The organism is Frigidibacter sp. MR17.24 (genome assembly GCF_037095655.1).
Taxonomy (GTDB): Bacteria; Pseudomonadota; Alphaproteobacteria; order Rhodobacterales; family Rhodobacteraceae; genus Frigidibacter.
The window spans coordinates 427,581-451,080 of sequence record NZ_JBAWKE010000002.1; the positions used below are offsets into that span (position 1 = coordinate 427,581).

27 protein-coding genes are annotated in these 23,500 nt (G+C 70.4%); 13 read left to right on the forward strand and 14 right to left on the reverse strand.

From position 1 onward, the window contains the following. Positions 1-5: 5 nt before the first annotated feature. The 3 genes from dgcA to V8J39_RS09330 all read right to left on the reverse strand — a co-directional run bounded on the left by dgcA (position 6) and on the right by V8J39_RS09330 (position 2,277). Positions 6-968, reverse strand: a complete 963-nt coding sequence (gene dgcA, locus V8J39_RS09320) for an N-acetyl-D-Glu racemase DgcA (RefSeq protein WP_336460613.1) — start codon at positions 966-968, stop codon at positions 6-8. 73 nt (positions 969-1,041) lie between these two features. Then, the gene (gene dgcN / locus V8J39_RS09325) at positions 1,042-2,097 is read right to left on the reverse strand and encodes an N-acetyltransferase DgcN (protein WP_336461189.1); all 1,056 of its coding nucleotides are present in this window, start codon (positions 2,095-2,097) and stop codon (positions 1,042-1,044) included. 24 nt (positions 2,098-2,121) lie between these two features. Beyond that, complete coding sequence (locus V8J39_RS09330; protein ID WP_336460614.1) at positions 2,122-2,277, reverse strand: hypothetical protein; 156 nt, start codon at positions 2,275-2,277, stop codon at positions 2,122-2,124. Between the two features lie 60 nt (positions 2,278-2,337). Between V8J39_RS09330 and V8J39_RS09335 the strand changes: the two genes are divergently transcribed. The 3 genes from V8J39_RS09335 to sugE all read left to right on the forward strand — a co-directional run bounded on the left by V8J39_RS09335 (position 2,338) and on the right by sugE (position 4,843). Next, complete coding sequence (locus tag V8J39_RS09335; RefSeq protein ID WP_336460615.1) at positions 2,338-3,294, forward strand: L-malyl-CoA/beta-methylmalyl-CoA lyase; 957 nt, start codon at positions 2,338-2,340, stop codon at positions 3,292-3,294. 255 nt (positions 3,295-3,549) lie between these two features. Then, positions 3,550-4,509 (forward strand): acetyl-CoA carboxylase carboxyltransferase subunit alpha, encoded by a 960-nt coding sequence (locus tag V8J39_RS09340; protein ID WP_336460616.1) that lies wholly within the window; start codon positions 3,550-3,552, stop codon positions 4,507-4,509. A gap of 16 nt (positions 4,510-4,525) precedes the next feature. Beyond that, positions 4,526-4,843, forward strand: a complete 318-nt coding sequence (gene sugE / locus V8J39_RS09345) for a quaternary ammonium compound efflux SMR transporter SugE (RefSeq protein ID WP_336460617.1) — start codon at positions 4,526-4,528, stop codon at positions 4,841-4,843. Between the two features lie 38 nt (positions 4,844-4,881). On the opposite strand, the gene V8J39_RS09350 is transcribed toward sugE, so the two are convergent. The 5 genes from V8J39_RS09350 to V8J39_RS09370 all read right to left on the reverse strand — a co-directional run bounded on the left by V8J39_RS09350 (position 4,882) and on the right by V8J39_RS09370 (position 8,370). Further along, complete coding sequence (locus V8J39_RS09350; protein ID WP_336460618.1) at positions 4,882-5,253, reverse strand: DUF4112 domain-containing protein; 372 nt, start codon at positions 5,251-5,253, stop codon at positions 4,882-4,884. 101 nt (positions 5,254-5,354) lie between these two features. Beyond that, the gene (locus tag V8J39_RS09355; protein WP_336460619.1) at positions 5,355-5,978 is read right to left on the reverse strand and encodes a pyridoxamine 5'-phosphate oxidase family protein; all 624 of its coding nucleotides are present in this window, start codon (positions 5,976-5,978) and stop codon (positions 5,355-5,357) included. A 100-nt stretch (positions 5,979-6,078) separates the two neighbouring features. Beyond that, positions 6,079-6,849 (reverse strand): lysophospholipid acyltransferase family protein, encoded by a 771-nt coding sequence (locus V8J39_RS09360; protein ID WP_336460620.1) that lies wholly within the window; start codon positions 6,847-6,849, stop codon positions 6,079-6,081. A 1-nt stretch (position 6,850) separates the two neighbouring features. Continuing rightward, positions 6,851-7,741, reverse strand: a complete 891-nt coding sequence (locus tag V8J39_RS09365; RefSeq protein ID WP_336461190.1) for a cell division protein FtsX — start codon at positions 7,739-7,741, stop codon at positions 6,851-6,853. Positions 7,742-7,755: 14 nt separating this feature from the next. Then, positions 7,756-8,370 (reverse strand): cell division ATP-binding protein FtsE, encoded by a 615-nt coding sequence (locus V8J39_RS09370; RefSeq protein WP_442902590.1) that lies wholly within the window; start codon positions 8,368-8,370, stop codon positions 7,756-7,758. A gap of 187 nt (positions 8,371-8,557) precedes the next feature. On the opposite strand from V8J39_RS09370, the gene V8J39_RS09375 reads away from it, so the two are divergent. Further along, entirely contained in the window at positions 8,558-9,943 is a 1,386-nt protein-coding gene (locus tag V8J39_RS09375) for a zinc-ribbon domain-containing protein (RefSeq protein ID WP_336460622.1), read from the forward strand. Between the two features lie 40 nt (positions 9,944-9,983). Here V8J39_RS09375 and V8J39_RS09380 read toward each other — a convergent pair whose 3' ends face one another. Continuing rightward, complete coding sequence (locus V8J39_RS09380) at positions 9,984-12,635, reverse strand: TIGR02302 family protein (RefSeq protein WP_336460623.1); 2,652 nt, start codon at positions 12,633-12,635, stop codon at positions 9,984-9,986. Positions 12,636-12,784: 149 nt separating this feature from the next. Then, positions 12,785-14,050 (reverse strand): diaminopimelate decarboxylase, encoded by a 1,266-nt coding sequence (gene lysA, locus V8J39_RS09385; RefSeq protein ID WP_336460624.1) that lies wholly within the window; start codon positions 14,048-14,050, stop codon positions 12,785-12,787. Between the two features lie 243 nt (positions 14,051-14,293). Here lysA and V8J39_RS09390 point away from each other — a divergent pair, with 243 nt between their 5' ends. After that, on the forward strand, positions 14,294-14,851 hold the full coding sequence (locus V8J39_RS09390; protein WP_336460625.1) for a hypothetical protein: 558 nt from the start codon (positions 14,294-14,296) through the stop codon (positions 14,849-14,851). A 29-nt stretch (positions 14,852-14,880) separates the two neighbouring features. On the opposite strand, the gene V8J39_RS09395 is transcribed toward V8J39_RS09390, so the two are convergent. The 4 genes from V8J39_RS09395 to argH are packed head-to-tail and all read right to left on the reverse strand — an operon-like array spanning position 14,881 to position 16,888. After that, the gene (locus tag V8J39_RS09395; protein ID WP_336460626.1) at positions 14,881-15,132 is read right to left on the reverse strand and encodes a DUF2834 domain-containing protein; all 252 of its coding nucleotides are present in this window, start codon (positions 15,130-15,132) and stop codon (positions 14,881-14,883) included. A gap of 6 nt (positions 15,133-15,138) precedes the next feature. Further along, on the reverse strand, positions 15,139-15,306 hold the full coding sequence (locus tag V8J39_RS09400; RefSeq protein ID WP_336460627.1) for a hypothetical protein: 168 nt from the start codon (positions 15,304-15,306) through the stop codon (positions 15,139-15,141). Between the two features lie 29 nt (positions 15,307-15,335). Continuing rightward, a complete protein-coding gene (locus V8J39_RS09405; RefSeq protein ID WP_336460628.1) occupies positions 15,336-15,500 on the reverse strand; it encodes a hypothetical protein in 165 nt (54 codons plus the stop codon). Continuing rightward, positions 15,497-16,888: an argininosuccinate lyase gene (gene argH / locus V8J39_RS09410; RefSeq protein ID WP_336460629.1), complete on the reverse strand. Its 1,392-nt coding sequence runs from the start codon at positions 16,886-16,888 to the stop codon at positions 15,497-15,499. The genes V8J39_RS09405 and argH overlap by 4 nt, the downstream gene beginning before the upstream one ends. Positions 16,889-16,911: 23 nt before the next feature. Between argH and V8J39_RS09415 the strand changes: the two genes are divergently transcribed. The 8 genes from V8J39_RS09415 to V8J39_RS09450 all read left to right on the forward strand — a co-directional run bounded on the left by V8J39_RS09415 (position 16,912) and on the right by V8J39_RS09450 (position 23,486). Beyond that, a complete protein-coding gene (locus tag V8J39_RS09415; RefSeq protein WP_336460630.1) occupies positions 16,912-17,484 on the forward strand; it encodes a TlpA disulfide reductase family protein in 573 nt (190 codons plus the stop codon). A 254-nt stretch (positions 17,485-17,738) separates the two neighbouring features. Continuing rightward, the gene (locus tag V8J39_RS09420; RefSeq protein WP_336460631.1) at positions 17,739-19,031 is read left to right on the forward strand and encodes a tyrosine-type recombinase/integrase; all 1,293 of its coding nucleotides are present in this window, start codon (positions 17,739-17,741) and stop codon (positions 19,029-19,031) included. Further along, positions 19,031-19,711 (forward strand): hypothetical protein, encoded by a 681-nt coding sequence (locus V8J39_RS09425; RefSeq protein WP_336460632.1) that lies wholly within the window; start codon positions 19,031-19,033, stop codon positions 19,709-19,711. Before V8J39_RS09420 ends, V8J39_RS09425 begins: the two co-directional genes overlap by 1 nt. A gap of 116 nt (positions 19,712-19,827) precedes the next feature. Next, entirely contained in the window at positions 19,828-20,013 is a 186-nt protein-coding gene (locus V8J39_RS09430; protein WP_336460633.1) for a helix-turn-helix transcriptional regulator, read from the forward strand. A gap of 108 nt (positions 20,014-20,121) precedes the next feature. Next, positions 20,122-20,409 (forward strand): hypothetical protein, encoded by a 288-nt coding sequence (locus V8J39_RS09435; RefSeq protein WP_336460634.1) that lies wholly within the window; start codon positions 20,122-20,124, stop codon positions 20,407-20,409. A gap of 94 nt (positions 20,410-20,503) precedes the next feature. Beyond that, a complete protein-coding gene (locus tag V8J39_RS09440) occupies positions 20,504-21,106 on the forward strand; it encodes a DUF3102 domain-containing protein (protein WP_336460635.1) in 603 nt (200 codons plus the stop codon). After that, positions 21,103-21,990 (forward strand): DUF7146 domain-containing protein, encoded by an 888-nt coding sequence (locus V8J39_RS09445; RefSeq protein ID WP_336460636.1) that lies wholly within the window; start codon positions 21,103-21,105, stop codon positions 21,988-21,990. Before V8J39_RS09440 ends, V8J39_RS09445 begins: the two co-directional genes overlap by 4 nt. Continuing rightward, positions 21,987-23,486: a YfjI family protein gene (locus V8J39_RS09450; RefSeq protein WP_336460637.1), complete on the forward strand. Its 1,500-nt coding sequence runs from the start codon at positions 21,987-21,989 to the stop codon at positions 23,484-23,486. Before V8J39_RS09445 ends, V8J39_RS09450 begins: the two co-directional genes overlap by 4 nt. The last annotated feature ends 14 nt before the right edge of the window (positions 23,487-23,500 follow it).

The window sequence follows — 23,500 nt, forward strand, 5'->3', positions numbered from 1 at the left end:
GATGCTCAGCCCCACAGGGCCGCGGCCGGGGGATGCACCCCTTCGGCGTCATAGGTCAGCGGATTGGCGCGGTCTTCGGCCAGAAGCAGGGGGCCGTCAAGATCGGTGAAGCCCGCGCCCTGCGCCAGCAGCACCGCCGGCGCCATCGCGAGGCTCGAGCCGACCATGCAGCCGACCATGATGCCGTAACCCTCGGCCTTCGCCGCGTCGCGCAGCGCCAGCCCCTCGGTCAGCCCGCCGGTCTTGTCGAGCTTGATGTTGACGTAGTCGTACTTGCCCGCGATCTCCGCGAGCGAGTGGCGGTCGTGGCAGCTTTCGTCGGCGCAGACCGGCAGCGGGCGCGCGATCTCGGCCAGCATCTCGTCGGCACCGGCGGGCAGCGGCTGCTCGACCAGCTTCACGCCCATGCGGATCAGGTGCGGGGCAAGATCGGTGTAGATCTCGGGCGTCCATCCCTCGTTCGCATCGACGATGATCGGCGTGTCGGGGGCGCCGGCGCGCACCGCGGCCAGCCGCGCCATGTCGTTGGGGGTGCCGAGCTTGATCTTCAGCAGCGGGCGGTGCGCATTCTTCGCCGCCTGCGCGCGCATCTTCTCGGGCTCGTCGAGCGAGAGTGTGTAGGCGGTGATCATCGGCCCCGGCTTCGGCAGCCCGGCGAGATCCCAGGCGCGCTTGCCCGCGGCCTTCGCCTCGAGATCCCACAGAGCGCAGTCGACGGCGTTGCGCGCGGCGCCCGAGGGCAGCGCGGATTGCAGCGCCGCGCGGGTGATGTCGGCGGGCAGGCCCGCGATCTGGTCCGCGACACTGTCGAGGCTTTCGCCGTAGCGGGCATAGGGCACGCATTCGCCCTGCCCCTCGATGCCGTCGCGCACGATGCGCACGCGGATCACGTGCGCCTCGGTCCGGCTGCCGCGAGAGATGGTGAAGACCTGCGCGAGGCGGAAGGTGTCGCGGTGGATCTCGATCATGGGCGGCGCTCCTTTGGCATGCGGCCCCGGCGCCGCGCGGGCGCCGGGGATCAGCGGTGGTTGAGAGGGGAGATCAGGCGTCGGGCTCGATGCCCGGCGCGGCCGGGGCGCTGTCGCCCTCCCAGCCCTCGATGCCTTCCAGCGCATCCACCAGCACGCCGGCGCCGAAGCGGAACGGGTCGGTCGCGGGCACGCCCATGCGCGCCTCGACCTCGGCCAGATAGGCCCGGGCCTCGGCTTCCGCCATGTGCTGGGTGTTGACCGACACGCCGGTCACGACGCAGGCCGGGTTGCCGACGCGGGCGAGCGTCAGCGCGGTGTCGCGCACCTGCTCGAGGCTCGGCAGCTTGTAGCCCGGCAGGCCGCGCATGTGCGGCCGCGTGGGTTCGTGGCAGATCACCAGCGCGTCGGGCTGGCCGCCATGCACCAGCGCCAGCGTCACGCCCGAATAGCTGACGTGATAGAGCGAGCCCTGCCCCTCGATCAGGTCCCAGTGGTCGGCCTCGGCGTCGGGGGTCAGGTACTCGATCGAGCCCGCCATGAAGTCGGCGATCACTGCGTCCAGCGGCACGCCGTCGCCGGTGATCAGGATCCCGGTCTGGCCGGTGGCGCGGAAGTCGGCCTTGATGCCGCGGGCGCGCATCTCCTTTTCCACGCAGAGCGCGGTGTACATCTTGCCGACCGAGCAGTCGGTGCCGACGGCAAGCATGCGCTTGCCGCGGCGCTTCTTGCCGTTGGCGATCGGGTAGGCGACGGTCGGGATGCGCACGTCATGCAGCTGGCGGCCGTTCTTCTCGGCCGCCGCGACCAGCGCCGGTTCGTCGCGCAGCAGGTTGTGCAGCCCCGAGGCCAGGTCGAAGCCCAGCTCCAGCGCCTCGACCAGCACCTTCTTCCAGGCGTCCGAGATGATGCCGCCGCGGTTCGCGACCCCCACCACCAGCGTCTTCGCCCCGGCGGCCTTCGCCTCGGCCAGCGACATGTCGGTCAGGCCGAGGTCGGCCTTGCAGCCGTCCATGCGGAACTGGCCGACGGCGAATTCGGGACGCCAGTCCTTGATCCCCTGCGCGACCTTCGCGGCCAGCGCGTCCGGCGCATCGCCGAGGAACAGAAGATAGGGGGTCTCGATCATCGCCATGGCGGGCTCCTTCAGTTGTCACGCGAACAATACGCGGCACATCAGAAAAGTCTTGGTCGTTTCGCCGCCCTGCAGCAGGATTTGCGCAAGGCCGTCGCGCAAGGTGCGGGGATCGTGCAAGATTCGTGCGGCCAGATGTGACGCCGCGTTGCGACGAAAACACTTGAAATTCATCGCGCAACTTTATATCCCGCCAGGCGACAATTTGGAAACATCCTTACCGACAGGTCTTGCATGAGCTTCCGTATCCAGCCCAGCCCGCCCGCCCGCCCCAACCGTTGCCAGCTGTTCGGCCCCGGCTCGCGCCCGGCGATCTTCGAGAAGATGGCAGGCTCGGCCGCCGATGTCATCAACCTCGACCTCGAGGATTCGGTGGCGCCCGACGACAAGGCCCAGGCGCGGCGCAACATCATCGAGGCGATCAACGACATCGACTGGGGCCGCAAGCACCTGAGCGTGCGGATCAACGGGCTCGATACGCCCTACTGGTACCGCGACGTGGTCGAGGTGCTGGAAGAGGCGGGACCGCGCATCGACCAGATCATGATCCCCAAGGTCGGCTGCGCGGCCGATGTCTACGCGGTCGACGCGCTGGTCACCGCGGTCGAGCGGGCGAAGGGGCGCAGCAAGCCCATCGCGCTTGAGGTGATCATCGAGACCGCCGCCGGCATCGCCCATGTCGAGGAGATCGCCGCCGCCTCGCCGCGGCTGCAGGCGATGAGCCTCGGCGCCGCCGATTTCGCGGCCTCGATGGGGATGGCGACCACCGGCATCGGCGGCACCCAGGAAAACTACTACATGATCCGCGAGGGGCAGAAGTACTGGGCCGACCCCTGGCACTGGGCACAGACCGCGATCGTGGCGGCCTGCCGCACCCACGGCATCCTGCCGGTCGACGGGCCCTTCGGCGACTTCTCGGACGACGAGGGCTTCCGCGCGCAGGCGCTGCGCTCGGCCACGCTGGGCATGGTCGGCAAATGGGCGATCCATCCCAAGCAGGTTGCGCTTGCAAACGAGATCTTCACGCCGTCTGATGCGGCGATCGCCGAAGCGCGCGAGATCCTCGCCGCGATGGAGACCGCCAAGGCCGAGGGCGCCGGGGCCACGGTCTACAAGGGTCGCCTCGTCGATCTCGCCTCGATCCGCCAGGCCGAGGTGATCGTGCGCCAGTCCGAAATGATCGGCGCCTGAGGAACACCGCCTGCGCAGCCGGGGAGGGCCGCCAGGTCGGGCGATGCCGGAGGAGAGGCCGGCATCGCCCTTTTTCATCGCCCCCCGGGCCTCGGCCGGCGGCGCGAGGGCGGGGGCGCTGCCCCCGCACCCCCGGGATATTTGGCCAAGGCGAAACCAGGCTGCGACATCCGGTGGGGGCGCCGCCCGGGGTCGGCGCGATTGCATTCGCCCCGCCCCCGCGCCATATAGGCCCGGACCCTGACGGAGAGAGCGATGAACTATCTCGAGTTCGAAAAGCCGCTGGCCGAGATCGAAGGCAAGGCCGAGGAACTGCGCGCGCTGGCACGCAAGAACGAGGAGATGGACGTCGAGAAGGAAGCCGCCGCGCTGGACCGCAAGGCCGAGCAGCTGCTGAAGGACATCTACAAGGACCTCGCCGCCTGGCGCAAATGCCAGGTCGCGCGCCATCCCGACCGTCCGCATTGCAAGGACTACATCGAGCGGCTGTTCACCGAGTACACGCCGCTGGCCGGCGACCGCGGCTTTGCCGACGACCATGCCGTGATGGGCGGGCTGGCGCGGTTCAACGACCAGCCGGTGGTCGTGATCGGCCACGAGAAGGGCCACGACACCAAGTCGCGCATCGAACGCAACTTCGGCATGGCCCGACCGGAAGGCTATCGCAAGGCGATCCGGCTGATGGATCTGGCGCACCGCTTCGGCCTGCCGGTGATCACCCTCGTCGACACGCCCGGCGCCTACCCCGGCAAGGGCGCCGAGGAACGCGGCCAGTCCGAGGCGATCGCCCGCGCGACCGAGAAGTGCCTGCAGATCGGCGTGCCGCTGATCGCGGTGGTGATCGGCGAGGGCGGCTCGGGCGGCGCGGTGGCCTTCGCGACCGCGAACCGGATCGCGATGCTCGAACACTCGATCTACTCGGTGATCTCGCCCGAGGGCTGCGCCTCGATCCTGTGGAAGGATGCCGAGAAGATGAAGGAGGCCGCCGAGGCGCTGCGCCTGACGGCGCAGGACCTGCTGAAGCTTGGCATCATCGACCGGATCGTGAAGGAGCCCGTCGGCGGCGCCCAGCGCGGCCGCGACGAGGCGATCGATGCCGTCGGCAAGGCGATCGAGACCATGCTGAAGGAACTGTCGGGCAAGAAGCCCGACGCGCTGGTGCGCGAGCGCCGGCACAAGTTCCTCGACATGGGCAGCAAGGGTCTCGCCGCCTGAGGGCGGCGCCACGCCGATGAACCCCTGGCTGCTGGTCCTGCTCGCGGGTGTGCTGGAAGTCGCCTGGGCGATCGGGCTGAAGGCGTCGGACGGCTTCACGCGGCTGATGCCCTCGGTCCTTACCCTGGTCGCGGCGGCGGCAAGTTTCGTGCTGCTTGCGCAGGCGATGAAGAGCCTGCCGGTCGGCACGGCCTATGCGGTCTGGACCGGGATCGGCGCGCTGGGGGCGGCGATGCTGGGCATCATGATCTTCGGCGAGGCGGCGACGCCGCTGCGCCTCGCCGGCATCGGGCTGATCGTCGCCGGGATCATCGCGCTGAAGCTGGCCGCCTGATAACTGCTGCCTGATCGCGGCCGCCCGGTCATGACGGCCTAGCCGTCGGCCGGGCGCGCCTGGGCCCCGAATTCCCGCTGCAGCAGGGCCAGGTTGCGCCGGTGGCTCTTGAAGGCGATGTCGAAGATGTCGCCCAGCACCGGCACCGAGCCCAGCGCCCAGTCCACCGCCGCGTTGCCCACCATCCGCGCCAGCGTGCCGCGGCCCGCGCCCAGGCGATGCGCTTCGAGGATCATCCAGCCCGACACCGCAAGCCCGATGCTGTCGCCGACGCCCGGGATCAGGCCGATGATCCCGTCCCAGCCCAGCCGGAAGCCGCCCGGCAGCACGAAGCGGGTGTCCATCGCCCGCGCGACGCGGGCTATGCGCTCAAGGCTGCGCTGGCGCGCGGCAAGATCGGGCGATGTCATCATGCCCTCCGAACCCGTGACCGGGCCCGGCGGTTCCCGCCGCGCCACCAGAGCATCGCTCGGGCGCGCAAAGGCACCATAGGGTCGCGCGGACTCGAAGGCTACCAGAGCGTCGCGCGGGCGCGCTCGGGCCAGCTGCGGTCGTAATCGGCGCCGCCGACCTCGCCCGCGGTCATCGCGGCCAGCATCTGGCCCGCGGTGGGCAGCCCGCCGCTTTCATCCCCGGCGGTCCACAGCCGCGACCGCATCAGCGCCCGGGCGCACTGGAAATAGATCTCGGCGACGCGGATCACGGCGACGGTGCGGGGGGTCTTGCCGCCACGCGCGAAGCCGTCCAGCAGCGCGGGATCGGCGCTCAGCACGGCACGGCCGTTCACCCGCACGACATTGGTCGAACCGGGGATCATGAACATCAGGCTGACGCGGCCGTCGCGCACGATGTTGCGCAGCGAGTCGATCCGGTCGTTGCCGCGCCAGTCGGGCAGCGCGAGGTGACCCGCATCGAGGATGCGCACCACCGGGCCGTCATCGCCGCGGGGGCTGCCGTCGGTGCCCTCGGGGCCGACGGTGACCAGCACCGCGAAGCGCGACCGCTCGATCCAGGCGCCGTATTCGGGCGTGACATGGTCCGCGACCTTGCGTGTCGCGGCCGCGACCGGCGTGCCGTACAGCGCCTCGAGCGCCTCGAGGCTGTCGATCGTGGCAAAGGCGGGCTGATCGGGCATGGCGGTTCCTTTCACGGGGGCGTCCCCTGCGCGGGCCCCGCCCGGTCGACGGGGCCCATCCGGCTCGCGGGAGCCATACAGTCTCCCGGGCCCGGCCTGTTCACAGGGCCTGGTGACCGGCCGGCGCCGGCAGCGGGAAGCCGGCCTCGGCCATGAGCGCGTTCGACGACGTCTCGATGACGGTCTCGATGCGGGCCATCATCTCGGACATGCGCACGCCGGGCGGGATCTCGGGCAGGAACTCGACCACCGCGACGCCGGGGCGGCGCAGCAGCCCGCGCTTGGGCCAGAACACGCCCACGTTGGTCGCCGCCGGAACGCAGGCCCAGCCGGTCTCGCGGTAGATCGCGGCGGTGCCGGTCTTGTAGGGCAGCTCGGCCCCCGGCGCGACGCGGGTGCCCTGCGGATAGATCACCAGCTGGCCCGGGGCCGAGCGGCCCTCGGCGATGTCCGCCAGCATCTGCGCCACGGCCTTGCCGCGCTTGCCGCGATCGACCGCGACGCAGCCCAGCCGCTTGGCGTACCAGCCGATGAACGGCGCCATCAGCAGTTCCTTCTTCATCACGAACTTCGGTTGCGGCAGCACCGAGAAGATCACGAGGATGTCGAAGAAGCTCTGGTGCTTGGCCGCGACCAGCACCTCGCCCTGCGGGATCGGGCCGCGGATCTCGGACGTCAGCCCCACCATCCAGGCGGCGGTCCAGCGGACATAAAGCGCATAGGCCCGGCAGGCCGCCACCGCGGCCTCGCGGCGCGCGATCGCGATCGGCAGGAACAGCAGCCCCAGCACCGCCATCGCGACATACATTTGCACGACGAACAGGACCGAGGCCGGGTATTGCAGCCAGGCGGGGCGGGACATCGGCGGCATGTCAGGTCAGCTCCTTCAGCGCCCGCAGCGCGGCGGCGCGGGTCGCGACATAGGCCACGCCCGCGGCCATCGCCGGGATCAGCAGCGGCCACAGCCACTCCAGCCCCTCGAACCCGACCGAGGTCAGGAAGCCTGTCTCGTCGGTCGAGGGGATCAGCGCGACCCCGGCAAGCCCGACGACCGCCCCGGCCGCGGCGCCGATCGCCGCCCGTACGGTGAAACGGCGGGTGAAGGCCTTGGCGATGTAGGCGTCGTTCGCCCCCACCAGCCGCAGCACCCGGATCACCTGGCCGTTCGCCGCCAGCGCCGCCTGCGCGGCCAGCGTGATCATCCCGGCCGTGGCGCCGCCGATCAGCAAGAGCGCAAGCACCGCGATCCATTCCAGCCGGCCTGCCGCGGCGACCAGCGGCGTGCGCCAACGGGTGTGGTCATCCAGAACCGCGCCGGGCGCCTCGGCCGTCAGCCGCAGCCGCAGCCCCTCGGGGTCGAAGCCCGCGCCGCTTTCGGTCACGTCGATCAGCGTCGGGATCGGCAGCGTCTCGACCGGAAGGTCCGGCCCGAACCAGGGCGCGAGCAGCGCCCGCGTCTCCTCGGGCGACAGGATGCGCGAGGCGTCGACCCCGGGCGTGGTCTGCAGCACCGCCATCACCGCCGAGACCTGGCGGTCGATCTGGTCGGGCGCGGCCGAGACCCGGATCGTGGCCGAGCGCGCCAGCGCCTCGGACCAGCGGTCCGACAGCCGGTCGGCGGCGAAGGACAGCGCCATGGCGAAGACCGCAAGGAAGGCCATCGCCGCCGCCGCCGCGACCGTCAGCCGCGCGGTGAAGCCCGAGGGCGGCACGACGCGGTCGGCCTCGGTGTCGAGCACGCGTGCGACCAGCGGCTCCAGCATGTCGAGATACTGCTTCACAGGTCCGCTCCCGCCAGGTGCAGCCGCCGGCTCTTGATCCGCAGGACCCGCGCCGAGACATGGGATTTCGCCTGCCGGATCAGGTTCATGTCATGGGTCGCGATCACGACGGTCTTGCCCATCCGGTTGAGTTCCACCAGCAGCTGCAGCAGCCGCAGCGACATTTCCCAGTCGACGTTGCCGGTGGGCTCGTCGGCAAGGATCACGTCCGGGCCCGAGATCACCGCGCGCGCGAGCGCGGCGCGCTGGCGCTCGCCGCCCGACAGCTGCGGCGGCAACGCGTCCATCTGCGGCTTGAGGCCGACCCAGGCCAGCAGCTCGACCAGCTCCTCGACATCGATCGAGCGGCCGGCGACCGTCAGCGGCATCGCGACGTTCTCGGCCAGGCTCAGGTGATCGAGGAACTGGCAGTCCTGATGCACGACGCCGACCTTGCGGCGCAGCGCCGCCACGTCGTCGCGGTCCATCGACCGCACCGACCGGCCGAAGCAGGTCACGCTGCCATGGGTCGGCAGAAGCTCGGCATAGAGCAGTTTCAGGAAGGTCGTCTTGCCCGCCCCCGAGGGGCCGGTCAGGAAGTGGAACGAGCCGGGGGCGAGCTTCAGCGACATCTCGGTCAGGATCTCGCCGCCGCCGTATCCGTAGCTCGCATTCTCGAGTTCGATCACTCAGGTCCTCCGCTGGCCCTTGGTGGTGCCACTAATGCTTGGATGCCGCCGATTTGCTTGCTACAACATAGCGAATGCAAAGACCAGAATGGCCGCGCGTGCGCGGGGCCGATACGGGGCTTCGAGACGGATGCGGCTGACCTGCCCGAACTGCGCGGCTCAATACGAAGTCGACGCGCAGATGATCCCCGACACGGGGCGTGACGTCCAGTGCTCGAACTGCGGGCAGATGTGGTTCCAGCCGCCCGAGGGCGTCGATCCGGCCAGTTTTGCCGCGCCCGTGGCCGACGACTGGGCCGAGGACGACCCTTCACCGGAAGACCGCGCACCGGAGGAGGACGCCGGGGCCGACACCGAGCCGGACGCGACGGCGGAACCAGCCTATGCGACCGTCCACGCGGACGCCCCGGACGACTGGCCCGGGCACGCAGGTCGTGGCGACCGCGACGTCGTCGCGCACGAAGAGGTGAACGCCACCCCATCCGAAGACGCACCGGATGACGATGTGTCAGACGACGGTGAGTTCGACGAGAGCACCTCGGACGACCACGGGCCGGATGACGACGCGCCCGATGATGACCTGCCCGAGAACGACGACCCGCTGGCCGCGCAGCTTGCCGCCATCGACCGCGCGCATGACGCCGAACCCGAAGCGCCCGCGGGTTGGTCCGAGCCCGCCTCCGACGATGAAGACGACAAGGCCCCGGTGCCATTCGAGATCGCCGCCCGGCCCGGGATCAGCCCCTCGGAGGACGAGGGCTATGACGAGGAGCTGGGCGGAAGCCCGATGGCGCCGGTGCACCCGGCGGCGGCCGTGACCGGCCCGCTCGCCGCCCGGGCCGGCGCGGCCACGGCGCAGCCCCCCCGGCGCAATCTCAACGCCGCGGTGCTCTCGGTGCTGCGCGAGGAGGCCGAGCGCGAGGCCCGCGCCCGCCGCGCCTCGGCCAGCGCGACCTTCGAGCGCCAGTCGGAACTGCCGCTTGACGAGGACGACGCGCCGACGCCGCTGCTGCGCGCGGTGACCGAAGAGCCCACCGCCGCGCCACGCCGCGCAGCTGCGCCCGCGGCGCCGAAGGCAGACGCGCCGAACGCCGAGCCGGTCCGGCCGAAGCCGTCGCGGACCGCGCCCGAGTCCGGACGCGAGTTGGGGCCCGAGTTCGGGCCTGACTCCGGGTCGGATCCGTCGGAAGACCCCGCCGAGACCGAGCGCGCCGTGCACCGGCGCGACCTGCTGCCCGATATCGAAGAGATCAACTCGACGCTGCGGGCGACGTCGGAACGCGGCGACGACGGCGCCTCGATCGACGCGCCCGAGACGCTGCGCCGGCAGCGCAGCGGCTTCCGCCTCGGCTTTGGCGCGATGCTGGGGCTGGCGGTCCTGATCCTTGCCTTCTACCGCTTCGCGCCCGCGCTCGCCGACGCGGTGCCCGCGCTGGCGCCGCCGATCTCGGGCATCGTGGCCGCGATCGACGCGGCGCGGATCTGGCTCGACGGGCTGCTGCGCGCGATCATCTGACCAATGCGCCGCCGCGCCGGACTGGCGCGGCGGCGCGACCTCAGAACCGCTCGAGCAGCCGGCGCAGGTAATCCAGCTCTTCGGTCGAGCGTTCCTGCTCTCCCGCGCGGCGGCGGATCTCGTCCAGAAGGTCGCGGGCGCGGCGATAGACATCCTCGCCCTGCAGCATGTTGCGGTCGGTGCCGGCACGTCCGGATTCGCCGATGACCCGGCCCAGCGGGTCGCGCTGGCCGCCGGGGCCGCCCTGCGCCTGCTGCTGGTCGCCGCCGCCCTGGCCGCCGGGCTGCTGGCCCTGACCGGGCTGCTGCCCGTTTTCCTCGGCCATCGCCTGCCCCAGCTGGCGCATGCCCTCGCGCAATTCCTCGATCGCCTGCGCCTGACGGTCCAGCGCGGTGGTGTTGTCCCCCTCGCGCAGCGCCTGCTCGGCGCCGTCCATGGCCCGGCCGGCGCGGTCGAGCGCGTCGCGCGCCGCCCGCCCCGCCTCGGAGCCCTGCCCCGGCAGCTGGCCGCGCTGGCGCTCAAGCTCGCGGCGCAGCGCCTGCTGCCGATCGGCGAGGCTGCCGGGGTCGTTCTGGCCCTGCCCCTGACCTTGACCCTGCCCCTGACCCTGGCCCTGACCCTGGCCGGACCCCTGACCCTGCTGGCCCCCCTGGCCCTGCTGGCCGTCCTGCCCCTGCTGTCCCTGCTGGCCCTGCCCCTGCTGGCCCTGCTGGCCCTGCATGCCGCGGAAGCTTTCGTCGGACAGGCGCTGCTGGTCACGCAGGGTCTCGGCCAGGTCCTGCATCGCCTGACCGCCGGGCTGGTCGCCCTGGCCGCCTTGGCCCTGGGTCACGCGCAGGTTCTCCATCATCCGGTTCAGCTGCTCCAGCAGCTGCTGCGCCTCGGCCATGCGGCCCTCCTGCATCAGGCGCTGGATCTCGTCCATCATCTGCTGCAGCTGGTCGCCGGTGATCTGCTGCCCCTGCTGGCCGTTCTGCGCCTGCTGCTGCTCCTGCTGGCTCATGCCGCGCTCGGCCAGCTGGCGGATGTAGTCATCCGTCGCCTCGCGCAGCTCGTTCATCAGGTCCTCGATCTCCTCGGGGGTGGCACCGTTGCGGATCGCCTCGGACAGGCGTTCCTGCGCGCGCTGCATCCGTTCCAGCGCATCCGACAGCCCGCCATCCTCGACCAGCACCGCGATCTGCCACAGCGCCTCGGCGGTCTCGTCGCGCAGCTCCGGCGACATCGGCCCCTGCGCCAGCGCGGCCTCGAGCCTGCGCATCGCCACACGCAGCATCAGAAAGGCGCGTTCGTTGCGGAACAGCCCTTCGGGGCGGTTGGTGATCGCGCGCAGGATCTCGAGCGTGTCGGCGCCGTTGTCGCGGGTCCACAGCAGGTCGCGACGCATCTCGATCAGCGCCGCCGCCAGCGGCTCGAAGAACCGCCGGCCGGGCAGCGGCATCGTCAGCTCGGGCGCCGAGCCGGTCTGGCCGATCCCGTCCTCGACCGTCAGACGGATCTTCACCGGCAGGTTGGCCCAGGGGTGCTTCGAGGCGTTTTCGACCAGCGCCTCGGTGAACTCGGCCCGGTTGCCGGTGATCGGCATCGGCAGGTCGAGGACATAGGGCTCGCGCGGCTCGGGCTCGCGCTCAAGGCCGAAGCGGCGGTCGACCGCCGCCAGGTCCAGCGTGATCTCGGCGCGGCCGGCGGTCACGGCGAAATCGTCGCGCGCGGCGAAGGGCAGCGTCATCGTGCCATCGGCCTCGCGGCGCATCTCGCCGGTGGTCGTGACCGCGGGCGGCGCATCGGGGCGGACCGCGATCTCGATCACGCGACCGCCGGGGCCGTCGATGCTGACCGAGCCGCTGCGGACCGCGGCGAACTGCTGCGCCTGCGGCCCGGCGGGCGCGGTCCTGGCCGGCGCTGTCGGCGCGGCGGCGGGTGCCGCGGGATCCGACACGGTCTCGGTCAGGCGGATCGCGTCGGGCGCGCCGTAGAAGCGGAACGAGAAGCGGCTGCCCTGCGGCAGCTCCAGCCGGTCCTGCTCGACGGCGTTGAGGTAGAGCGAGGGGCGCCCGGTATAGGGCGGCGGCTCGACCCAGCCTTCCCAGCTGGGGCCGGCGGCCGCCTCGGCGGCGGTGCCGCCCGGGCCGAGGCTGCCGACCTCGGTCATCCGCGCGGGCACGCCGAAGATCATCGCGACGACGAAGGCGGTCAGCGCCATGTACCGCAGCCCATAGCGGTCACGCGCGGCCAGCCGCAGGTCGGGCCGCGCCCAGCGCGCGCCGCGGGTCCGCTCGGCCATGCGCGCGAGATGCGCCTGCCAGACCGCGACCGAGGCCGGGTCGGTCCCGCCCAGCGCCTGCGCGTCGGTCAGCGCGGCGATCGGGCGGCCGGGCAGCGTGGAATCAAGACGGTCGCGCGCCTCGTGCTCGTCGGGCCAGCGGAACCGGCGCAGACCGGTGACAAGCGCCGCCACCGCACCGAGGACCACCACCACGGCAAGCCCCCAGACCGCCTCGAGCGGCAGCAGGTCCTGCAGGCCGAAGGCCAGCGCCGCCGCACCCAGAAGCAGGATCGACCACAGCGGCCAGAACGCACGCGCCAGCCGTTCGGCGACAAGGCCGGCACGGGTCGCCTGTACGGCCCGCGCAAGGCGGGCCAGCGCCGAGGCGGCGGAGGTCTCGGGACGCTGCGGGCGGCCTGCGGTCATCCGCGCCGCGTCCCGCCGGCCATGTCCGCCCGGTTCAGAAGGGGCCGGGTCAGAAGAGTCTGGGTCGGCGGCGTCTCGGTCTGGGGGGTCTCGGCCAGTCGCGGCACTCGGCACCTCCGGGCTCGGGTGGGGGCCGCAGGCGCGTCAGCCTACAGCCATACCGGGATGCTATCGCGGTTCAGCATCTCGTCAAACGTCGGACGCGCGCGAATGACGGCGAAGTGATCCCCCTTCACCAGCACCTCGGGCACCAACGGCCGCGAATTGTACTCCGAAGACATGACCGCTCCGTAAGCGCCGGCAGAGCGGAAGGCGACAAGGTCACCCGCCGCCATCGCGGGCAGCGGCCGGCCCTTGGCGAAGGTGTCGCCGGTCTCGCAGACCGGGCCGACGACGTCGTAGGGCTGCGCCGCCGCGCCCGGCGCGGGCTCGACCACCGGGACGATGTCGTGGTGCGCGCCGTACATCGACGGCCGCACGAGGTCGTTCATCGCGGCGTCAAGGATCAGGAAGTCGCGCCCCTCGCCCTGCTTGACATAGATCGTCTCCGAGACGAGCACGCCCGCGTTCCCCGAGATCAGGCGGCCCGGCTCGATCTCGATCTCGCAGCCCAGATGGCCGAGCGTGCGCTGGATCAGCGCGCCGTAGTCCGACGGCAGCGGCGGCACCTCGTTCGAGCGGGTGTAGGGGATGCCCAGGCCGCCCCCAAGATCGAGCCGGCGGATGTCATGGCCATCCGCGCGCAGCTGGCCGGTCAGCTCGGCCACCTTCAGGTAGGCTTCCTCGAACGGGGCGAGGTCGGTCAGCTGGCTGCCGATGTGCACGTCGATGCCCACGACCTCGATCCCCGGCAGCGCGGCCGCAAGACCGTAGACCGCCCGCGCCTTCGAGATCGGGATGCCGAACTTGTTCTCGGACTTGCCGGTGGCGATCTTCTCGTGGGTCTTGGCGTCGACGTCGGGGTTCACCCGGATCGCGACCGGGGCGACGACGCCAAGCTCGGCGGCAATGGCCGAAATCACCTCGAGCTCGGGTTCGCTCTCGACATTGTACTGGCGGATGCCGCCCTCGAGCGTGGCGCGGATCTCGGCGCGGGTCTTGCCCACGCCCGAGAAGACGATGCGCTCGCCCGGGACGCCGGCCGCGCGGGCCCGCAGGTATTCCCCGAGGCTGACCACGTCCATTCCGGCGCCGAGGTCGCCCAGCAGCTTCAGCACCGCGAGGTTGGAGTTCGACTTGACCGCGAAGCACACCAGATGCGGCATCGGCGACAGCGCCTCGGTGAACAGGCGATAGTGCCGCTCCAGCGTGGCGACGGAATAGACATAGACCGGGGTGCCGACGGTGCGGGCGATGTCGGCCAGCGGCACCTCCTCGGCATGAAGCTGTCCGTCGGTATAGATGAAATGGTCCATGCGGGGGTCTCCGGCCGATCTGACCGGGGTCATAACAGGTTGCCGCAGGGATGCAATTTCGCTGTCGATTCGCCGCCGCCCCGGCGGATTGCGGGCATTGCGGCCATCGAACCGCCGCCGGCCGCCGGACTGTTTCACGCCGGGCGCGATTTGGGCGGAATTGTGGCGCCAATTTGATCCCGGCGGGGCGCTTCTGCAGAGTCTCGGTCAGGGGAAGCCGCGCGACCGGGAGGTCTTCGGATCATGTCCATGCTGAAAAAACTCGCCGCCGCGGGGCTGGCCGCGCTGTGCCTGTCGCAGGCCGCCGAGGCAGCCGCGACGGGCGATGCCGCCCGCGACCTGCGGCCGCGTTTCGTGCCGCAGGCGGCGATGCTGCTCGAGCCGCCGGGGGCGCCGCCCTCGGTGCCCGGCACCCCGGATCCCGCGCCCGCAAGCCTCGCACGGGGCGTCACCGTCCCCTCGCCCGGGGGGCCCCGTCCCGCGCGCGCGGCCGGCGGCGGCAGTGCCGGGACCGGCGGCTGGATCCTCATGTCCGGCGGCAGCGGCGGAGGCGCGCGGACGGCGACGGTTCCGCCCGTGTCACCCCCGGGACCGATCCTGTCACTGGACGCCCTGCTTGCCGGACAGGGTCCGCTGCGGGCGCTGCCCCTGGCCGGCGGGCCGCAGGGGGCCCCCCTGCCCGATCCGCTGGGCGGCGCGGTGGTTCCCACCGTGGCCCCGATCCCGGTTCCGGCGGGCTTCGTGCTCGGGCTGAGCGGCCTCGCCGCGCTCGCCGGCCTGCGGCGCCGGCGGCGGGGCTGACCGCGACGGCGCAACCGTCAGCGCAACCGTCAGCGTACGGGGCGGGTGCGCAGGAAGAGATAAAGCGGCAGGCCCACCACAAGGCCCAGTGCCCAGCCCGCGACGATCGCCGCAAGCGCGGGCCAGTTCCGGCGGACCCAGGTCTCGGCCGCGGACCAGAGCGTGAAGGCCGCAAGCGCCACGGCACCCTCGGCCGAAGGCCAGCCCGGCAGGCCCGTGCGCGACACGATCACCAGCCCGGCAAGCGTCAGGGCAAGATAGCACAGGCGCAGCGCGGACATCGACGGTCAGCCTCCCGAGGTCACGCCCATCTCGACCGTGCCGCTGACCGAGACGCCGGGCGCCGGCGCCGGCGCCGGCTGGGCCCGCGGGGGCGGCGGCACCGGCGGGCCATCGACGCCGCAGGCAGAGAGGCAGAGCGCGCCCAGCAGCGCAACGACCAGGGATTTCGGCATGCTCGGTCCTTTCTGGATCACGGCGGCGGTCATGGGCTGACGCGGATGCCGATGCCGGCAAGGCTGCCCGAGACCGAGGGATTCACCCGCACGCCCGCGGGCGTGACATGGACATTGGCCTGCGGCCGCGGCGGCCCGGCGCAGGCGGCAAGCGCCGCCAGCACCACCACCATCCCGGCCGCGCGCCCGCTCACGCCAGCCGGTCCGTCCAGGCCGCGATCTGCGCGCGCACCTGGGCCGGGGCGGTGCCGCCGAAGCTCATCCGGCTGGCGACCGAATTGTGCACGCCCAGCACCGAATAGACCGACTGGTTGATCGCCGGGTGGACGCCCGTCATCTCGGTCATCGACAGGTCCGGCAAGTCGCAGCCCTTCTTCTCGGCCAGCGCGACCAGCGTGCCGGTGACGTGGTGGGCATCGCGGAACGGCAGCCCCGCCTCGCGCACCAGCCAGTCCGCGAGGTCGGTCGCGGTCGAAAAGCCGCTCGCCGCCGCCTTTTCCAGCACCTCGGTGCGCGCGGTCATGTCCGCCACCATCCCGGTCATCGCCGCAAGCGACAGCATCAGGCTGTCGGCGGCATCGAAGACCTGTTCCTTGTCTTCCTGCATGTCCTTGGAATAGGCGAGCGGCAGCCCCTTCATGATCGTGAACAGCGCCATGGTCGAGCCGAGGATCCGCCCGATCTTGGCGCGGATCAGCTCGGCCGCGTCGGGGTTCTTCTTCTGCGGCATGATCGACGAGCCGGTCGAGAACCGGTCGCTGAGCGCCACGAAGCGGAACTGGGCCGAGGACCAGATCACCAGCTCTTCGGCGAAGCGCGACAGGTGCATCGCGCAGATCGAGGCCGCGGCCATGTATTCCAGCGCGAAATCGCGATCCGACACCGCGTCGAGGCTGTTGGCCATCGGCCGGTCGAAGCCGAGTTCGGCCGCGGTCATGTGGCGATCGATGTCGAAGCCGGTGCCGGCCAGCGCCGCGGCGCCTAGCGGGCTTTCGTTCATCCGCGCCCGGGCGTCGGCAAAGCGCGACATGTCGCGGCCGAACATCTCGACATAGGCCATCATGTGATGGCCCCAGGTCACCGGCTGCGCGGTCTGCAGGTGGGTGAAGCCGGGCATCACCCAGTCGGCGCCGGCCTCGGCCTGTTTCAGCAGCGCCCGGATCAGCGCGGTCAGCGCCTCGGTCGCCTGGTCGCACTGGTCGCGGACCCACAGGCGGAAGTCGACGGCGACCTGGTCGTTCCGCGACCGTGCGGTGTGCAGCCGGCCCGCGGGTTCGCCGATGATCTCCTTCAGCCGCGCCTCCACGTTCATGTGGATGTCTTCCAGCTCGGTCCGGAACGGGAAGTCACCGGCCTCGATCTCTGACAAGACCGTGAGAAGGCCTTCCCGGATGGCTTCCGCGTCTTTATCGGTCAGGATGCCTTGTGCGGCGAGCATCGCGGCATGGGCCCGGCTGCCCCGGATGTCCTGGGCGTAGAGCCGTCGGTCGAAGCCGATCGAGGCGTTGATCGCCTCCATGATCGCGTCCGGTCCGGCGGCGAAGCGCCCGCCCCACATCTGGTTCGAGGTCTTGTCGGTCATTCCTTGTCCCTTCGGGAGGCTCCATGGCCCGCATCCGTTCCGTCGTCCTCTACACGGGCCTCGCCCTTGGCGCCAGCCTCTGGGGCGCCGCGCAGGCCTTCGCCGCCGATCCGTCCGCCGATCTGGCGCCGCTGCTGCAGGGGGACATGCGCAAGCTGGTGACGACCGGGACCGGTGCCGCGCTCGACGCGACGCTTTACGGCACCGACGAGAGCGAGCACCCGCTGGCGGACTGGCGCGGCAAGGTGGTGCTGGTGAACTTCTGGGCCACCTGGTGCGCGCCCTGCCGCAAGGAGATGCCCTCGCTCGACCGGCTGCAGGCCGAGCTTGGCGGCGAGGATTTCGCGGTGCTGACGGTGGCCACGGGGCGCAACCCCGTCCCCGCGATCGACCGCTTCTTCGCCGAAGAGGGCATCGAGCAACTGCCGAAGCTGCGCGACCCCAAGCAGGCCTTCGCGCGCGAGGTGGGGGTCCTGGGCCTGCCGGTCTCGCTGCTTCTCGACCGCGAGGGCCGCGAGGTGGCGCGGCTGACCGGCGACGCGGCCTGGGACGGCCCCGAGGCGCGCGCGGTGATCGACACGCTGATCGCGCGCTAGGGCCCGCAAGGCGGCCCCGCGACCGGCTCGCGTCACGGGTCTGTCCGGGGAAATCTGCCGGGGGGCATCTGAACGGGGAAAGTGGCGGAGACGAAGCCCGCCTGAGTTAGGATGCGACCTTTCGCAACCCGTCGCATATCGGCCTTACCTGTCAGGAAGATGCGCGGAATAGTTGGCATTCCGCACCCGCCATCCATTGCAATCTGTCGCACCCCAGCGCATCTTCCTTTGGCGGGTATAATGCCGGAGGGGAAATGCCGAAAGTGGCCAAGGAGCTTTCCGCGCTCGACGTGAAGCGGCTGAAGCATCCCGGCATCGGTGCGAATGCCACGTTCGCGGTCGGCGGCGTCTCGGGCCTGCTGATGCAGGTGACGCCGAAGGATGGCCGCACCTGGCTGCTGCGCGTCAGCGTCGGGGGCAAGCGCCGGGAAATCGGTCTGGGTGGCTATCCCGATGTGACGCTGGCCATGGCTCGCGACCGGGCACGCGAAACCAAGGACCAGATCCGGCGGGGCATAGATCCGATCGAGGAACGCAAGGCTGCGCGCGCCCAGCTCGCCGCTGCCCAGAGCCGGGGCCTGACCTTCGCGGATGCCGTGGACAAATACCTCGCCGCGAAGCTGGACGCCTTCAAGAACGCCAAGCACCGCCAGCAATGGCAGAACACGCTGGACAACTACGCCCTGCCGGTTCTGGGCCGGATGCTGGTGCAGGACATCACCGTGCAGGACGTGCTGCGGGTGGTCGAACCGATCTGGCAGAGCAAGACCGAAACAGCCTCACGCCTGCGGGGCCGCATCGAGGCGGTGCTGTCCTGGGCGACGGTCGCCGGGCACCGCTCGGGCGATAACCCCGCGCGCTGGGCCGGGAACCTGAAGGAGCTTCTGCCCGCCCCGTCTCGGGTGGCGAAAGTGGACAACCATCCCGCCTTGCAGATCGATGATGCGCCCCGCTGGCTGGCCGCGCTGCGCCTCCGGCAGGGCATGGGCAACCGGGCTCTTGAGTTCGCGGCCCTGACCGCCACCCGTTCGCAGGAGGTGCGTGGCGCGCGCTGGGATGAAATTGATCTGGACGCGGCGCTGTGGGTCATCCCGGCGGTGCGAATGAAGATGGAGCGTGAGCACCGGGTGCCGCTGTCGCCCGAGGCGGTGGCGATGCTGGAAGCCCTGCCGCGCTTCAAGGACAATCCGCTGGTGTTCCCGGCCCCGCGAGGTGGCGAGCTTTCAGACATGACCCTGAGCGCCGCCATGAAGCGGCTGCACGAGGCCGACATCGCCGCCGATGGCCCCGGCTTCACGGACAGGGTGAACAAGCGCCCGGCGGTGCCGCACGGGCTGCGCTCGACCTTCCGGGACTGGGTGGCCGAGCGCACGACCTATCCGGGCGAGATGGCTGAGGTGGCCTTGGCGCACCGGGTCGGGAACGCGGTGGAAGCGGCCTATCGGCGCGGCGACATGGTGGAGAAGCGCAGGAAGATGATGACGGCTTGGGTGGGGCACCTGACCGGCGCGAAAGCGACCGGCGGTAAGGTAGTGAGGATCGGATAGTGCTATTCGTTAAGGGCTGGGTCCCTTTGGCCGATTTTACGCGGATCGTGTTTGACCATTTCAGAGACAAGTCGCGGCAGCCGCCTCCGCATCCGGGGCGCGATGCATCAGAGGACAAGCTGAACGCCTATCGTGACGAATGCATGCGGACTGCCTTCGAGGCAGAGATCGAAGCGCGCTTTGCCGTCTGGCACTGCATCCACGCCGCGCCGAGGATAGGGGTGTTGTGCGCTTCAGGCAGGGTGGTGGATGCGGGGGCTTCGCTGATGGAGTCCGTCGATTACGAAATGGAAGGGGCTCACGTTCACATATGGACTGGGACAGTGGGAAGCGCATCCTGGATGGATGACTCGGGGCACGTGTCGAACAACGAAGACAAAAAGCTTTACTACGGCCCCTTCTTGTACTGCCCGGTTCTGCTTCCTGAGCAGCACGCGCGCGACTTCTTTGCAGAACTATCCGCAGATTCATCTTCGCCCCCGAGGCCGCCAGAGCATCTTGCAGACCAAATTGTCGCTGCGTTTGACCTCGACCCAACGGTCAGGAAGTCGGACTTGCGGCGCCAACTTGCGGCGCATGAAAAGCAGATATCATTTGAGGTTGCATACCAAGAAGCGGCCAGGAAGCGCCCTGAGCTCAACAAGCGCGGCCCGAAGCGGCGAATTGATGGCCCCAATTAAATTAGGCTGCGTTTGAAGCACTAAATATTGTGCCTCACGTTGCATTCCATCGCAATTGAGTGATGGGATGCGCTACACTTAGCGGCCCGTCGCTCCCCCCAGATGGAGGGCTCCGAATGGCCGAAGTTTACCTGTCCGACATCCAGCTCGCCGCCCGGTTTTCCGTGCATCGCGGCACCCCGTGGCGCTGGACCAAGACCCGCCCCGATTTCCCGAAACCCGTCACGCTGACGCCCGGCTGCACCCGCTGGAAGCTGTCGCAGATCGAAGCGTGGGAAGCGTCCAAGATGGACGCCGCCTAATCACCGCCACCCGAACGATCGGGGCGGCGGTGACGGCTACCAGATTTCGCGGCTGAACACTGTGAAAGGTAGCCCCTCGCGCCCTGGCGTTCAACGCCAGAGGTTCACATGGCACACGATTTGACCTTCAGCAGCCCGACGCAGATTGCGTGGGCCTGCCGCGCCCTGCTCACCGGGCGCACCATCGGCCACAACGACGAAATCGCGGAAGTGGACGGGCACCGGCTCGCCGCCATCGTCCACCGCCTGAAGTCGAAATACGGCTGGCCGATCGACACCACCTACACCGGCCGGGAGAACGCGGCGCAATACAAGCTGCGGCCCGGCTGTGACCGCGCGGCCCTGCGCTTCCCGCCCAGCGCCAAGCATCTCGGCACGCCGGGGGCTGCCGAATGATGGCCCTCCGCATTGCCCGGCTCTGCCGCCTTCACGGGCTGCACCCGGCCACCGCCGCCTGCCTCTCCGCCCTCGCCTATGGGGAGGGCAGCGAATGATTGGCCACAACGCGCTGGCGGGGATGGCCGCCGAGATTGCCATGCTTCACCGCGACATCGAGGGGCACCACAAGCAGGCGGCAAAGGCCGCGCTGGCCGCAGGCGAAAAGCTGGCGGCAGCCAAGGCTCAGGTGGGGCACGGCAACTGGGCCGCTTGGCTGTCCGAGACCGGCCTGGGCGAGCGCACCGCCCAGCGATACATGAAGCTCCACCGCCACGCCCTCAATTCCGACACCGTGACGGATTTGGGGGGCATCGCCGCCGCGCTGAGCTGGCTTGCCCCGGCAAAGCTGCCCAGCGCCGGCAGCCTCCTGCTGCTCTCCGCTGATGGCTTCGAGCCGGATGGCGAGGATCTGATCGGCTTCGTCTGGCCGCACGGGCGAGGCCATCACGTCGCGATGCTCGACCTTCGCCCCGAATGGCCGCGCTGTGTGATGACCAAGGCGGCGATGCTGGACGAACGCGCGGTCTGGCTGACGCTCTGGGTGTCCTGCGACTGGCGCTGTTCCGAGCTGAGCTTCGAGACCGTCAGCGACAAGGCGCACACCGCCACGTTCACGGCGATGGTCGAGAACCTGAGGGCGGAGATGCAGGCATGACCGATGCCAAGACTCTCACGGCGGCGCTGGGCGGCAAGTGGTATCGCCGCTACGGCCTCGCCCGCTGCCCGGCCCATGGCGACCGCAGCCCCAGCCTGACGCTGGCCGACGCCGCCAACGGCAAGCTGCTGCTGCACTGCAAGACCGGCTGCGACTTCCGCGAAGTTCTGGACGCCCTGCGCGGCCTCGGGCTGGTGGAAGGCTCGGGCAGCGGCCCCGGTCTGGACCCGGCAGAGGTGGCCCGGCGCATCGAGGCCGAGAAGGCGGAAGCCATGCGCAAGGCGCTGCAAGCCTCGGCCGTCTGGAAGGAAGCCGGCCCGATCTGTGGCAGCCTGGGCGAAACCTACCTGCGCGGCCGGGGCATCACAGCGCCCCTGCCGGATGTGCTGCGCTTCCACCGCGACTGCTGGCACCCGAGCGCCAAGCGCTTCCCGGCGCTGGTGGCGGTGGTGGAAGGGGCCGAGCGCTTCGCGGCGCATCGCACTTACTTGCGCGCCGATGGCGGCGGCAAGGCCGAGGTCGAGCCCGCGAAGGCGATGCTGGGCAGCGTCAGCGGCGGCGCTGTGCGGCTCTCCGAGGACGCCGGGCCCTTGGTGGTGTGCGAGGGCATCGAGACGGGCCTTGCCCTGCTTTCGGGCCTCCTGCGCGCCCCTGCGACCGTCTGGGCGGCGCTCTCCACCTCCGGAATGCGCAATCTCACCCTGCCGAGCAGGCCGGGGCGGCTGACCATCGCCACGGACAGCGACGACAGCGGCGCGGGCAAGGCGGCAGGCGATGCTCTCGCCATGCGCGCCGATGCCCTCGGCTGGCAGGTTTCCCTACTCCCCGCGCCCCAGGGGCGCGACTGGGCCGATGTTCTTGCACTGAAAGGGGCCGCCACATGAATGCGCCCGAACCGATCCCCTTCCGCTCCGAAGGCCCGCAACCGCTTCTGCGCGAAATCCCGGCGGGTGAGCCATATCCCGTCGCCGCTCTCGGCCCGCTCAGGGCGGCCGTGGAGGCCGTGCAGGACATCACGCAGGCCCCGGTGGGCATCGCCGCGCAATCGGCGCTGTCCGTGGCATCTCTGGCCGTGCAGGGCTTTGGCGACGTGGAGGCACTGGGGGGCAGCAACGTGCCCTGCTCGCTGTTCTGCCTGACCATTGCCGAGAGTGGCGAACGCAAATCGAGCTGCGACCGGCTGCTGATGCGCGGGGTGCGCAGCTTCGAGGCCGCCCAGGCCGCCGACTATCGCGAGGCCTTCGCTGACTTCGAGGTGGCCCGCGAAATCTGGACCGGGAAGCGCAAGCGCCTAATGGCTGAAGCCGCTGCCTCGGACAAGATGAAGGCCACCTCGGCCGAGGCGGATCTGCGCGCCCTCGGCCCTGAGCCTCGCCCCCCGATTCTGCCGAATGTCACCGCGCAGGAACCGACCTTCGAGGGGCTGCTGAAACTCTATCAGTCAGGCCGCCCGGCGCTGGGCCTATTCTCCGACGAGGCCGGCGGCTTCATCGGCGGGCACGCCATGAACAGCGACAACAAGCTGAAGACAATTGCGGGGCTGTCGCAGCTCTGGAACGGCGACACGGTGAACCGCACCCGCTCGGGCGATGGCGTCAGCAACTTCCCCGGTCGGCGGCTTGCCATGCACCTTATGGCCCAACCGATCGCGGCGCGGCCCCTGATGGCCGACCCTCAGGCCTCGGGACAGGGCTTCCTGGCGCGCTTCCTGATCTGCGAACCGCCCAGCGCCATCGGCACCCGCTTGCGCCGGGGACACGACCCGGCCAGCGACATAGCGGTTTCCGCCTTCACGGCCCGGCTCTCCGGCATCCTCGAAACCCCGATGCCGACCGGCGAGCATCCGCAGGAACTGGCCCCGCCACGCCTTCCGCTCTCTGGTGGGGCGCGGGATCTGCTGTGGCGCTTCTACGAGGCCGTGGAGACGGCGCAGGGCCAGCGGCAGGCGATGGAGCATGTCCGGTCGTATGCCAGCAAGAGCGCCGAGCAAGCAGTGCGTATCGCGGGCGTGCTGACCCTCTGGTCGGATTTGGACGCGCCTGAGGTGACGGCCGAGACGATGAAGCAGGGTATTGCCCTAGCAAGCTTCTACCTCAAGGAAGCCAGGCGGCTGGCTGAGGCTGGGCTTGTGTCAGAGGACACCGCGAAGGCCGAAACCTTGCGCAGGTGGCTGCTGGAAAGCTGGCAGCATGACGATGTTACCCCGCGCGAAATCGTCACCTACGGCCCCAACGCCCTTCGCGAACGAGCGAAGCTCTCCGGCCCGCTGTCGGCGCTGACAAAGGGCGGATGGCTGGTGCTGCTGCCCGAGGGTGAGGTGGTGCGCGGTGCTGCCCGCAAGGAAGCTTATCGGATCGTGAGGCTGAGCGATGCTGTTTGACCTTGATGCGGCCC